Source organism: Selenomonas sp. F0473, from assembly GCF_000315545.1.
In the GTDB taxonomy this organism is placed as follows: Bacteria; Bacillota; Negativicutes; order Selenomonadales; family Selenomonadaceae; genus Centipeda.
Genome location: NZ_JH992902.1, coordinates 527,564 through 540,725, shown reverse-complemented (window position 1 = coordinate 540,725; position 13,162 = coordinate 527,564). Strand labels below are relative to the sequence as shown.

At 59.9% G+C, this 13,162-nt stretch carries 13 protein-coding genes; all 13 read left to right on the top strand.

The window, feature by feature from the left end; all coding sequences use genetic code 11:
- The first annotated feature begins 56 nt into the window (after positions 1–56).
- Positions 57–2,372 (top strand): endopeptidase La, encoded by a 2,316-nt coding sequence (gene lon / locus HMPREF9161_RS02530; RefSeq protein ID WP_009728111.1) that lies wholly within the window; start codon positions 57–59, stop codon positions 2,370–2,372.
- Positions 2,373–2,382: 10 nt separating this feature from the next.
- Entirely contained in the window at positions 2,383–3,006 is a 624-nt protein-coding gene (gene yihA / locus HMPREF9161_RS02525; RefSeq protein WP_009728110.1) for a ribosome biogenesis GTP-binding protein YihA/YsxC, read from the top strand.
- A gap of 120 nt (positions 3,007–3,126) precedes the next feature.
- Entirely contained in the window at positions 3,127–3,588 is a 462-nt protein-coding gene (locus HMPREF9161_RS02520) for an Lrp/AsnC family transcriptional regulator (RefSeq protein WP_009728109.1), read from the top strand.
- A 12-nt stretch (positions 3,589–3,600) separates the two neighbouring features.
- Positions 3,601–4,089, top strand: coding sequence for an AsnC family transcriptional regulator (locus HMPREF9161_RS02515; protein WP_009728108.1), 489 nt, complete (start codon positions 3,601–3,603; stop codon positions 4,087–4,089).
- A gap of 216 nt (positions 4,090–4,305) precedes the next feature.
- The gene (gene ileS / locus HMPREF9161_RS02510) at positions 4,306–7,425 is read left to right on the top strand and encodes an isoleucine--tRNA ligase (protein WP_009728107.1); all 3,120 of its coding nucleotides are present in this window, start codon (positions 4,306–4,308) and stop codon (positions 7,423–7,425) included.
- 115 nt (positions 7,426–7,540) lie between these two features.
- The gene (locus HMPREF9161_RS02505) at positions 7,541–8,218 is read left to right on the top strand and encodes a metal-dependent hydrolase (protein ID WP_009728106.1); all 678 of its coding nucleotides are present in this window, start codon (positions 7,541–7,543) and stop codon (positions 8,216–8,218) included.
- The gene (miaA, locus tag HMPREF9161_RS02500; protein WP_009728105.1) at positions 8,215–9,183 is read left to right on the top strand and encodes a tRNA (adenosine(37)-N6)-dimethylallyltransferase MiaA; all 969 of its coding nucleotides are present in this window, start codon (positions 8,215–8,217) and stop codon (positions 9,181–9,183) included. The genes HMPREF9161_RS02505 and miaA overlap by 4 nt, the downstream gene beginning before the upstream one ends.
- Positions 9,180–9,407: an RNA chaperone Hfq gene (hfq, locus tag HMPREF9161_RS02495; RefSeq protein WP_009728104.1), complete on the top strand. Its 228-nt coding sequence runs from the start codon at positions 9,180–9,182 to the stop codon at positions 9,405–9,407. The genes miaA and hfq overlap by 4 nt, the downstream gene beginning before the upstream one ends.
- A gap of 77 nt (positions 9,408–9,484) precedes the next feature.
- Positions 9,485–9,937 carry a dUTP diphosphatase gene (locus HMPREF9161_RS02490; protein ID WP_009728103.1) on the top strand — a complete coding sequence of 151 codons (453 nt, stop codon included), beginning with the start codon at positions 9,485–9,487 and terminating at the stop codon, positions 9,935–9,937.
- 107 nt (positions 9,938–10,044) lie between these two features.
- Positions 10,045–10,488 (top strand): Rrf2 family transcriptional regulator, encoded by a 444-nt coding sequence (locus HMPREF9161_RS02485; RefSeq protein WP_009728102.1) that lies wholly within the window; start codon positions 10,045–10,047, stop codon positions 10,486–10,488.
- Positions 10,485–11,627: a cysteine desulfurase family protein gene (locus HMPREF9161_RS02480; RefSeq protein WP_009728101.1), complete on the top strand. Its 1,143-nt coding sequence runs from the start codon at positions 10,485–10,487 to the stop codon at positions 11,625–11,627. The genes HMPREF9161_RS02485 and HMPREF9161_RS02480 overlap by 4 nt, the downstream gene beginning before the upstream one ends.
- A 93-nt stretch (positions 11,628–11,720) precedes the next feature.
- A complete protein-coding gene (locus HMPREF9161_RS02475) occupies positions 11,721–12,638 on the top strand; it encodes a helix-turn-helix domain-containing protein (protein ID WP_009728100.1) in 918 nt (305 codons plus the stop codon).
- 29 nt (positions 12,639–12,667) lie between these two features.
- Positions 12,668–13,138, top strand: coding sequence for a transcriptional regulator NrdR (gene nrdR, locus HMPREF9161_RS02470; protein WP_009728099.1), 471 nt, complete (start codon positions 12,668–12,670; stop codon positions 13,136–13,138).
- Positions 13,139–13,162: the final 24 nt, after the last annotated feature.

Below are 13,162 nucleotides of genomic sequence, written 5' to 3'. Positions count from 1 at the left end.
AGCCTTCCGCGGCAGTCCCTTTTTTGTTCTCACACATGATACGAGAAGGAAACGCTATGTCCGAGAAACGAACACTGCCGCTGCTCCCGCTGCGCGGCCTCGTTGTCTATCCGCATATGATGGTGAACGTCGACGTCGGCCGCGATCGTTCAGTCGCGGCCATCGAGAGCGCCATTGCGGGCGGCAGCGAGGTGCTCGTCGTTGCCCAGCGGGATCCGGATATCGAGGATCCCACGGAACGCGATCTCTATGACGTCGGCACCGTTGTCGATATCCGTCAGTTTTTACGCATGCCGGAGGGGGTGCTGCGCATTCTCATCGACGGGCAGAAGCGCGCGCAGATCCTTGCCGTCCGCGAGGGCGATACGTATGCGGAGGCGGACGTATGCGCATATGAGGAAGCGGCGCCCGCACGGGAGCCCAAGGATATCGAGGCACTCGTTCATGGGGTGACGGGCAAATTCGAAGAGTGGGTGAAACTCTCGCATAAGATCCCGCCCGAGGCGCTCGTCTCCATCTCCATCATGGAGGATACGGGACGCCTTGCGGACATCATTGCCAGTCACCTGAACCTCAAATACGAGATGCGGCAGGGAATCCTCGCTGCCTTTGACGTGCGCACACGGCTCACGCAGCTCTACGAGGCGCTCGTGCACGAGCTCGACATCATGGACATCGAGCGGACGATCAATCGCCGCGTCCGCAAGCAGATGGACAAGGTGCAGCGGGATTTCTACCTGCGCGAGCAAATCAAGGCAATTCACAAGGAACTGGGAGACGCTGCGGATAAATCCGCCGACGTGGAACGCTATCGCGAGGCGCTGGAACAAAAAGAATTCCCCGAGGCCGTACGAGAGACCGTCGCGCGGGAGATCCGGCGCCTCGATGCGAACCCCGCTTCGAGTGCGGAGACGGGGGTGATCCGCAGCTATCTCGACTGCCTCGTAGAGCTGCCGTGGACCGAGATGACGCCGGAACACGTCGATATGGCGGAGGCGCATGCGGTGCTCGAACGCGACCACTATGGCCTCGAAAAGATAAAAGAACGCATCCTCGACTACCTCGCCGTGCGCCGCCTTGCGCCGGAACAGAGCGCGCCCATTCTCTGCCTCGTCGGCGCCCCCGGGGTTGGCAAGACGTCGCTTGGCGCCTCGATCGCGCGCGCGATGGGCCGGAAATTCGTTCGCGCCTCCCTTGGCGGCATCCGTGACGAGGCCGAGATCCGCGGGCATCGCCGCACTTACGTCGGCGCTATGCCGGGGCGCATCGTCGCGGGGATCCGCCGCGCGGGGACAAAGAATCCGGTCTTCCTCCTCGACGAAGTAGACAAGATCGCCGCGGATTTTCACGGGGATCCGTCGGCCGCTCTTTTAGAGGTCCTTGACCCTATGCAGAACTGCACGTTCAGCGATCACTATGTGGATCTGCCGTTTGATCTTTCCCATGTCTTTTGGATCGTCACCGCAAACAACCCCGCCCGCATCCCGGCGCCGCTACGCGACCGCATGGAGATCCTAACGCTCTCGAGCTATACCGAACTCGAGAAAATAGAGATTGCGCGGCGCCACCTTCTGCCGCGCCAACGTACGCAAAACGGTCTCAAGGCAAAGGACGTCCGCATCGCGGCCGGCGTATATCCGGAGATCATTCGCTCCTATACGCGCGAGGCCGGCGTGCGGTCTCTCGAGCGCGTCATCGGCCGGCTGTGCCGCAAAGCTGCCCGACGCATCGTCGAAGGGGAGAAAACCCCGATCGGCATCACCAAGGCAAACCTGGAGACCTTTCTCGAAAAGCCGACGTATCACCCGTCAAAACGGGAGAAAAAACCTCTTGTCGGCGTCGTCACGGGGCTTGCATGGACGGAGGTCGGCGGCGACGTCCTGCGGACGGAGGTCAACATCCTGCGCGGCAAGGGGAAACTCATATTGACGGGACAGCTCGGCGACGTGATGCGGGAGTCCGCACAGGCTGCGCTCTCCTATGTGCGGAGCCGCAGCGAAGCGCTCGCGCTTGCAGAGGATTTTTACGAAAAGGATGACATCCACATTCATCTGCCCGAAGGGGCGATCCCGAAGGACGGCCCCTCGGCGGGCATCACCATGGCGACGGCCATGATCTCCGCGCTCACGGGGCGCAAGGTACGCGGCGACGTCGCTATGACGGGCGAGATCACGCTGCGCGGCAACGTCCTGCCGATCGGCGGAGTCAAGGAAAAGACGCTCGCCGCCTACCGCGAAGGGATGAAGACCGTCGTCCTGCCGCGGGAGAACGCACGCGACATCGAGGATATTCCCGATACCGTGCGCGAAGCGCTCGAGTTCGTACCCGTCGCGCATATGGATGAGGTCCTCAAAATCGCGTTGTATAACTAGGAGGTCCGCCGTGCAGGAACCCGTCGTCATTACGAGAGCCGCCTATCTCGCATCCGCCGTGCGCAAGGACCAGTATCCGGAGGAGCGGCGCCCCGCGGTCGCATTCATCGGGCGCTCGAACGTCGGAAAATCTTCGCTGATCAACTCGCTCACGCGGATCAGGCAGCTTGCGCGCGTTTCTTCGAAACCGGGAAAGACGCAGACGATCAATTTCTATGAGATGCTCCTGCGTGTCGACGGGGGCGAGGAGCGGTATCCCGTCCACCTCGTCGACCTGCCGGGCTACGGCTATGCCAAGGCGGCACGCGACCGCAGAAAGACATGGGCGAAATTTATCGAAGAGTATTTTCTAAGCGCGGAGGAGCTGCGCTTCGTCTGTCTTCTGCTCGATATCCGGCACACGCCGATGGAATCCGACCGCAGGATGTTCTCGTGGCTCGTCGCGCACGATATTCCGGTGCTCGTCGTCGCAACCAAGGCGGATAAGATCGGAAAGAACGAGCGGCGCGCGCAGATTGCCGCGATGCAGCGGGCGCTCGGCGTGTCGGAACTGACGATCCTGCCCTACGCGTCACCCAAAAATGAAGGACGTTTAGAATTACTTGACGTCATGAAGGACTATCTGATAGAATAGGCACAGAAAGAAATGAATGCAGTTCATGTTTCGTGCCGAAGCACCTGCCCCTGAGCAAGGCGGACATACAGTGCGGCGCGTAAGGACTGCCGCTGTGTGTTCTTTAGGGGGACGGGTACAATGACAACGGCATTGACCGATTTTGACAAACGGCTGCTGAACCTCCTGCAGGGGAACCTGCCGGTGTGTCCGCGGCCGTTTGCGCGTTTGGGGGAACAGTTGGGGACGAGCGAGGAATATGTGTTGGAGCGCCTTACGCAACTAAAACGCGAGGGATATTTGCGGCGGATCGGCACATTTTTCAACTCGGAACGGCTCGGCTACAGAGGGACGCTCATTGCCCTTGAGGTTGACGAAGCGCTGCTGCCCGATGTGGCGCGTGCGGTCAACCGTTATGCGGGTGCCACCCATAATTATGAGCGGGAGGGGCAATACAACCTTTGGTTCACACTGCTGACCCCCAATCCTGCGGCGGAGGAGCGAATCCTCGCCGAGGTCGGCGCTCTCCCGGGCGTCAAGGGCGCGATGAGTCTTAAAGCGAACCGGCGTTACAAGATCAACGTACAGTTCAAACTCGCATAGGGGGGCGGCAGTATGACCGAGACAGCAGAGATCAGCGCGCTCGATAAGAAGATCGTCCGCCTCCTGCAGGGGGAGTTTCCACTTGTTGCCGAACCGTATAAAGCGTTGGCGGACGAGATCGGCATCTCTGAGGGAGAACTGATTGCTCGGATTGACGCCATGCGCGAGGAAAAGAAGATCCGTAAAGTCGGCGCCGTATTGCGCCACCGAGAGGTCGGTTTTACGTCGAACGCACTCTGCGTTTGGGATGTGCCCGATGTGCGCATAGACGAAACTGCGCGGCGCATGGCGGAGCATCCGCGCGTCTCGCACTGCTATGAGCGCAACCGTACCGCAGATTGGCGCTACAACCTCTATACGATGATTCACGGATACAGCCACGACGAGTGCGAAGAGATTGCCGCCGCGCTCGCCGCGGAAACCGGCATCGGGGACCGGCGGATGCTCTATACCAAGCATGAATGGAAGAAAACCTCGATGAAATACTTTGCGGAAGAATAGCGTATATATCGAAAATCCCGGAAGACAGACGGAAGCTTTCGGGATTTTTTGTAAAGATATCTGTCCGTTGACGCAGTAAAACGGGGCGCTTACCGTACTATGATGATATAGCGTACCGTAATCCTGCATGGTGAACGGCGTTTTCGCCGCGCTTCCTTGAAAAATCCCTTTCCGTGTGCTAGAATGACGTCACTATGCTGCGGGAGGGATTTTTCTTTGTATGATAAAGTAGATACAAATTTGGATTTTGCCGCGCGCGAGAAAGCCGTCGTGGATTTTTGGCGCGAGAATCATATTGCACAGCAGGCGGTGGATCAGCGCGAAGGAGCGGAGACGTTTACCTTTTACGACGGGCCGCCGACGGCGAACGGACGCCCGCACATCGGGCATGTGCTGACGCGCGTCATCAAGGACATGCTGCCGCGCTACCAGTCGATGAAGGGAAAGAAGGTTCTCCGCAAGGCAGGCTGGGATACGCACGGTCTGCCCGTGGAACTCGAGGTTGAAAAGGCGATCGGCATCAACGGCAAGGATCAGATCGAGGAATACGGCATCGAGCCGTTCGTCAAGAAATGCCGCGAGTCCGTCTGGACGTACAAGGCGATGTGGGAGGAGTTCTCCGACGTCGTCGGCTTTTGGGCGGACATGGAGCATCCCTACATCACTTACGAGAACAATTACATCGAGTCCGTGTGGTGGGCGCTCAGCGAGATTTATAAAAAAGGACTTCTTTATCAAGGACACAAGATCGTTCCGTACTGCCCGCGCTGCGGCACGCCGCTCTCCTCGCACGAGGTGGCGCAGGGGTATAAGGACGTCACGGAGCGCTCGGCGATCGTAAAATTTAAGGTCGCCGATGAGGACGCCTATTTCCTTGCGTGGACGACGACGCCATGGACACTGCCGTCGAACCTCGGGCTCTGTGTGAACCCGGACGTGACCTATGTGAAGGTGCGCGTCTCCGGCAAGGTCTACTATCTCGCCGAAGCATTGATGGAGAGCGTATTTTCGGATTCACAGGGCGCCCGCGAGATCCTTGCGACGATGAAGGGCAAAGATCTCGAGTACCGCAAATACGAGCCGCTCTATGATTTCGTTCCCTCAGATATGCGTGAAAAGGCGTTCTTCGTCATCTGCGACGACTATGTGACGACCGAGGACGGCACGGGCATCGTCCATACGGCGCCGGCATTCGGCGAGGACGACAACCGCGTGTGCAGCAAATACGGGATGCCGTTCGTGCAGTTCGTCAACGACAAGGGCGAGATGACGGCGGAGACCAAATGGCCGGGCGTCTTTGTGAAGGACGCCGATCCGCTGATCCTCGCCGATCTGGAGGAGAGCGGCAAGCTCTTTAAGGCACCCGAGTTCACGCACAACTACCCGCATTGCTGGCGCTGCGATACGCCGCTGCTCTACTATGCGCGCGCCTCGTGGTTCATCAAGATGACGGCGGTGCGCGATGCGCTCGTGAAGAGCAACAACACGGTCAACTGGATCCCGAAGTCCATCGGCGAGGGGCGTTTCGGCAACTGGATCGAGCATGTGCAGGACTGGGGCATCAGCCGCAACCGTTACTGGGGCACGCCGCTGAACATTTGGAAATGCGACTGCGGATGCGAGCGTTCGGTCGGTTCGATCGCGGAGCTGCGCGAACTTCAGCCGGACTGCCCGGAGGACATCGAACTGCACCGTCCGTACATCGACGAGATCACCTTCCCGTGCGAGAAATGCGGCGGTACGATGCACCGCGTGCCGGAGGTCATCGACTGCTGGTTCGATTCGGGCGCAATGCCGTTCGCGCAGTGGCATTATCCGTTTGAAAACAAAGACGTATTTGAAAAATACTTCCCCGCGGATTTCATCTCCGAGGCGGTCGATCAGACGCGCGGCTGGTTCTACTCGCTGATCGCGATCGGGACGCTGCTCTTTGACGAAAGCCCGTACCGGAACGTCATCGTGCTCGGCCACGTGCAGGACGAGAACGGGCAGAAGATGTCGAAATCCAAGGGCAACGCCGTGGAGCCGATGGAGGCGCTGCGCCGCCACGGTGCGGATGCGATCCGCTGGTATTTCTACGAGAACAGCGCGCCGTGGCTGCCGAACCGGTTCTCCCATGAGGCAGTGCAGGAGGGCGCGCGCAAGTTCATGGGCACGCTGTGGAATACCTATGCGTTCTATGTGCTCTATGCGAACATCGACGAATTTGACCCGACGCAGCATACGATCTCCTATGACAAACTCTGCGTGATGGATCGTTGGCTGCTCTCGCGTCTGAACACGATGGTGCGCGCGGTGGACGACTACCTCGGCAGCTATCGCGTGACCGAGGCGGCAAAGGCACTCCAATCCTTTGTCGAAGAGCTGTCGAACTGGTATGTCCGCCGCAGTCGCAGCAGGTTCTGGGCGAAGGGCATGGAGCAGGATAAAATCGACGCGTACATGACGCTCTACACCGCGCTCGTGACGACGGTCAAGGTGGCGGCGCCGATGATCCCGTTCCTCACGGAGAGCATTTACCGCAACCTCGTCTGCTCGGTGGACAAGACGGCGCCGATCTCCGTGCATCTGACGGATTTCCCGACCGTGAACGAGTCGTATATCGACACGGAACTCGAAGATAATATGGAAATCGTGCTTGAGGTCGTCACGCTCGGACGCGCGGCGCGCAACGCTGCGAACATCAAGAACCGTCAGCCTGTGGGCAATATGTTCGTGAAGGCGGAGCACCGACTGCCGGAGTTCTTCGTTGAGATCATCGAGGATGAGCTGAATGTAAAGGCGGTGACGTTCCGCGACGATATGTCGGACTTCCTCGCGTACCATGTAAAGCCGAATTTCCATGTGCTCGGTCCCAAGGTCGGAAAGCAGATGGGCGCGGTGAAGAAAGCACTCGAGGAGAGCGACGGCGCGGCGGTGAGGGATGCCCTTGTGGGCGGCGGCTCCTATACGCTTTCGCTTACGGACGGAGACGTGACGGTAACGAGCGAGGACGTCGAGGTGACGGTCGCGCAGCAGGAGGGCTACAACTGCCAGAGCTATGGCGGCGTCACCGTCGCGCTCGAGACGACGCTCACGTCCACGCTCATCGAAGAGGGCTTTGTGCGCGAGATCATCAGCAAGGTGCAGACGATGCGAAAGGAATGCGGCCTTGAGGTGACGGATCACATCAAACTCGATCTTTCGGGCAACGAGAAACTCGAAGCCATTGCAGAGAAGAATGAAGCGTTCATCCGCGAGATCACGCTTGCGGATGTCCTGTCATGCGACGCGCCCGCAGGTACGAGCAAAGAGTGGAATATCAACGGCGAAAAGCTGACGCTGAGCGTCAAATAACCATAATATACCTATGAATACAGCCGTTCGGGGGCACCGAACGGCGTTTTCATATTGACATTATGCGGTCATATCGTATAATGATAAAAAGTCTGTTGGGAGAGGAGTGAACGTGATGGTAAAGTTCAACTATTTTGGTCACGCCGCATTTTTGCTCGACGACGGCACGCACAGGGTGCTTGTCGACCCGTTCCTGACGGGGAACCCGGCCACCGCCGTTTCGGCGAACGAAGTGGACTGCGGCTATATCCTCCTCACACACGCGCACGGCGACCATCTCGGCGACGCGCCCTCGATCGCCGCGCGTACGGGGGCGGCGATTGTCGCCATCCCGGAGGTGATCGACGTCTGCCAGGCGCAGGCGACGGGAGAACTTAAGGTATTCCCCATGAATCTCGGCGGCTCGCTGACCTTGCCCTTCGGAAAGGTACGTATGACGGTCGCGCACCACAGCGCGGGCGTGCCGGGCGGAGTCGCGTGCGGTTTCGTCATCTACATCGGCGGCAAGGTGATCTACTATGCGGGCGATACGGCACTCTTCAGCGACATGCAGCTCATCGGGCGCAAAGATGCGATCGATTATGCCGTTCTGCCTATCGGCGACAACTATACGATGGGCCTTGAGGATGCGGCGCAGGCGGCACAGTGGCTCAACACGAGGCATGTGATCCCCGTCCACTACGACACATGGCCGATCATCGCGCAGGAAGTGCACCGTTACAAAGAGGTTACGGAAGCAATGACGCGTGCGACCGTGTGTATCGTCGCGCCCGGCGAAACGCTCGAACTTTGAAAAAGGCGGAACGATCGCCGCTCCTCATCCTGCTCGGACCGACGGCCGTCGGCAAGACGGCGTTCTCCCTGGAGCTTGCCGTACGCCTTGGGACGGATATCATCTCGGGCGATTCGATGCTTGTCTATCGCGGGCTCGATATCGGAACGGCAAAGCCGACGGCCGCAGAGCGCGCCGCGGTACCGCACCATCTGATCGATATATTGGATGCGGACGAACCGTTCAGCGTGACGGATTTTGTGGGGCGCGCGGCGGTGCTGATCCGCAGTCAAGAAGAGGCGGGGAAACTGCCTTTCGTCGTCGGCGGGACGGGGCTCTATATCAAGGCGCTGATTGAGGGGTACAATTTCAACGAGACGCCGGAGCATGAACGCTTTCGTCGTCGGCTGCAGCGGCTTGCGGAACGGTACGGCAACGCGTTCGTCCATGCGCTGCTCGCGCGGCGCGATCCGGAGACGGCCGCACGCCTGCATGTGAACGATGTGCGGCGCGCGATCCGCGCGCTCGAGGTCGTCTGCCGCGGCGGCGAGCGCATCTCGCAGGAGCGTGCGCTTGCGCGGGACGGTCTCGTTTACGATGCCTTTGTGATCGGTCTTATGCGCGCGCGGGAACATCTCTATGCGCGTATCGACGCCCGCGTCGAGGCGATGTTCGCGGCGGGGCTCCCGGATGAGGTGCGTGCGCTGGCGGCGCGCGGGGTCGGGCGCGGCGCGCCGGCGATGAAGGGCATCGGGTATAAGGAAACGGCGGCTTACCTTGCCGGAGAAATGAGCGAAGCCGCAGCGCTGGAGCAGGTGCAGAAGGCGACGCGGCACTTTGCGAAACGGCAGATGACGTGGTATCGCAAGATGCCCTATATACGATGGTACGATGCGGATGCGCGCCCGGAGGATGCGCTGCTGCGGCAGATTCTCGCCGATGTCGAGATATGGCGGGAAAAAAGAGAAAGGGGCTTTTTGGCATGACGGCGAAAATCATCAATTTGCAGGACGGCTTCCTCAATCAGGTGAGAAAGGACGGCACCGCCGTGACCATCCACTTGGTCAACGGATTTCAGATCAAGGGAACGGTTAAGGGGTTTGACAACTTCATCGTCATGATTGACAGCATGGGGAAACAGCAGATGATCTATAAGCATGCGATTTCCACCGTTACGCCGGCCACAACCGTGAAGGTGCCGATCGAGTAGTTGAAAGAAGAGAAAAGCGACGTTGCTGCACCGAATGGGACGATTCGGCGCGGCAGCTTTTTGTTTGGAGGGAAGGTATGAAGACACGCGGGTTTGAGATCGTCACGATCTACCGGGGCGGCGACGTTCACCTGCCGGAGCGCAAGACGGGGGCGAGCACGGGCTACGACTTTGCGGCGGCGGAGGCGGTCGATATCGCACCGGGCGAGGGGAAACTCGTGCCGACGGGGGTCAAAGCCTATATGCGGGCGGACGAGGTGCTGCTCATCTACATCCGTTCGAGCGCGGCGTTCAAGAAGCATCTCATGCTGATGAACGGCGTCGGCGTCATTGACGCGGATTATTATGGGAACGCGGAGAACGAGGGACACATCCTCATCCCCGTCTTTAACTATGGGCATGCGCCCGTACATATTGCGGCGGGCGAGCGCGTCGCGCAGGGGATCTTTACAAGCTACCTTACCGTGGACGGCGACACGGCGGGTTACGGCGCCGCGCGGACGGGGGGATTCGGTTCGACGGGGGCCTAGTTCTTTGACAGCGCTTATCGTCTCATTTATAATTGAAGCGATATAGATACCGTATAAAATAATCGGGAAGCATAAAACCATTGTCTATGCTTTCGGGAGATATCTACATGAAACTTTCGACAAAGGGGCGGTACAGCGTCACGGCGCTCTACGAACTCGCCCTGCATTACGGGGAGGGCGTTGTGTCGCTCAGGGCGATTGCGGAATCGCAGGGCATATCGGAGAACTATCTCGAGCAGCTCATGGCCCGTCTGAGGCGCGCGGGGCTTGTGGAAAGCGTGCGCGGCGCACAAGGCGGATATACGCTTGCGCGGCCGCCCGAAGAGGTGACGATCGGACAGATCATCACGGCGGTGGAGGGGCCCATCGCGCTCGTCGACTGTCTGCTGACGGATGCGGAGGCCGACGATCAGAGCTGCGTGCGCGCAGCCGACTGCGTAACGCGTCAAATTTGGGAAGAGGTATGCGCCGGCATTAATTCCGTGCTGAACAATATTTCGCTCGCCCGTCTTCTCCGCGGGGATCATCCGCATATGGGGTGCAATCAATGAGCGGTCGGTTTGTCTATCTGGATTATGCGGCGACCACCCCGCTCGATGCGCGTGCGTACGAGGCCATGTGCCCCTACATGACGGATATTTACGGCAATCCGTCGAGTGTTCACGGTTTTGGGAGGGAGGCCCGGCGAGGTATTTCGCATGCGCGCGCCCAGGTGGCCGCGCTCGTTGGAGCGCTGCCGGAGGAGATTTTCTTTACGAGCGGCGGTACGGAGAGTGACAACTGGGCTCTGCGCGGTATCGCGGAGGCCGGACGCGCGGCGGGGCGCGGCGCGCACATCGTCACGTCGTCCGTCGAGCATCACGCGGTGCTGGAAACCTGTCGCGATCTAGAGACGCGCGGCTTCACAGTGACCTATTTGCCCGTCGATACGGCCGGGCGCGTTGCGCCGGCAGCGGTAGAGGCTGCGCTGCGGAAGGATACGGTGCTTGTCTCCGTCATGACCGCCAACAACGAAGTGGGGACCATTCAGCCGATTGCGGAGATCGGTGCGTTGCTGCGTGGACGGGACATTCCGTTTCATACGGATGCGGTGCAGGCGGCGGGACATATTCCCCTTGATGTGAATGCGTTGGGGGTCGATGCGCTCTCTCTTTCGGCACATAAATTCTACGGGGCAAAGGGTGTCGGCGCGCTCTATGTGCGGCGCGGAACGGCGATTGTGCCGCTGCTGCACGGCGGCGCACAGGAGCGGGATATGCGCGCGGGGACTGAAAATACCGCGGGGATTGTCGCCTGCGGACGTGCGGCGGAGATCGCGCGGGCGGAACAGCGCGCGGAGGAGGAGCGGCTGCGTGCCTATACGGATCTCCTGCGCGCGCGCATCGGTTCGATCCGGGGGATTTCTTTCCATGGAGGCCGGGACAACCGCCTCGCAGGGATCTTGAATTTCGGTATTGAGGGCGTTGCGCAGGATACGCTCCTGATTCGCCTCGATCTTGCGGGCTTTGCTGTGTCGGCGGGGAGCGCGTGCAGCGCGGGAGCCGTGCATGCGTCGCATGTTCTGCGTGCGATGGGGTGTTCGGACGACACGGCGCGCACCTGCATCCGCGCGAGCCTCGGGCGGCATACCGATCGGGAGGACGTTCTGCGCTTTGCCGAGACTCTCGCGGCAATTGCCGAAGAACTTTAGTGAAATATTTGTCTTTATAGGATACTTCATGTATAATTGATATTATAAATCGATGTATATTCCGAAAGTGACAGTGATTCGGGAGGGGATTTCATGGTTGGCGACATCCTGCGAAAAGAGCGCGAGAAGCAGGGGATGACCGTCGCGGATATCGAAAGGGCCACGAGCATCCGCGCGCTCTATATTCAATATATCGAACAGGGCAATATCGAGGCGCTGCCCGGCATGGTCTACGCGAAGGGATTCGTTCGCAACTATGCGGCATTTCTGCGCCTCAATGCGGAGCAACTTGCGCTGCAGTTCGCCGAGGAGCAGGGCATGGCCGCTCCGCCGCCGCCTCCGGCCGTAGAGGAAAAGCCGCGGCGCATCTCCCTCAGCAGCGTGGGGGACGAATCGCTTTCCCACATATCGATCGGCGGCACACGGTCTTCCTATGCCGGGATCTTTGGCAAACTCGCCGCGGGCATCATCGTTCTTGTCGCCGTTGTCGGCGGCGGTATGGCGCTCCTCTCGTATATCAATACGCCGCGGCAGGAGGCGGCAAGCGCGCCGCCTGTGCAGGCAGAGAAGCCCGCGGCCGCTGCGGTCGCGGCCGAGGCGGATGCCTCCGACGAAGCGCGCGGCGCCGACGCCGCGAATTCGCAGGACGTACGTGTCAGCGTACGCGTCGGCGCGCCCTGCTGGGCGGAGGTGCAGACGGACGGAAATACCGTCTTTGAGGGCATGCTGGAGCAGGGGAAGACGGAGAACTGGCAGGGCAAAGAAGCCGTTTTCATCCGGGCGGGGAATGCGGGCGCCCTCGAGGTGACGGCGAACGGCAGGCGCCTCGGCAAGTTCGGGGCGGAAGGCGAAGTCGTGGAGCGCCGTTTCACAAGGTCGACAAAGGATCTGAAGGACACACTGTCGGCGAGCGCCGCGGCGGAGCCGGCGAAGGAGACGAAGACGGCGGGGGCGAAGAACGGCGCGGAAGGGACGGCCAAGGATTCGAAGCGCACGAAAAATAGACAGTGAAACGTATCGCGTGAGGAAGGATGTGCCCGATGAAATGCCCCTTTTGTAAACGGCCGGACAGCCGAGTCATTGATTCCCGCGCCGCCGACGACGGTACGACCATTCGCCGCCGCCGCGAGTGCGGTTCCTGCGGGCGGCGGTTTACCACCTACGAGGTCGTGGAAAAACTGCCGCTCATGGTCGTTAAGCGCGACAACCGACGCGAACCGTTTAACCGGGATAAGCTGCTGACGGGCATCATCCGTTCCTGCGATAAACGGAACATTTCGATGGAGCAGATTACGAACTTTGTTGCGGAGATCGAGCGCGAGATCCGCAATCGGACGGAACCGGAAGTGCCGTCCGAAAAGATCGGCGAGATCGTCATGCAGCGTTTGAAGGACTTCGACGAGGTCGCTTATATTCGCTTTGCCTCCGTCTATCGGAAATTCGACGATATCACGAATTTCATCGAGGAACTGGAAACGCTGCGCGCCCACAAGGGGAAGGAGACATCGTAAAAAACGTGAAAGGAAGAGGCGAGC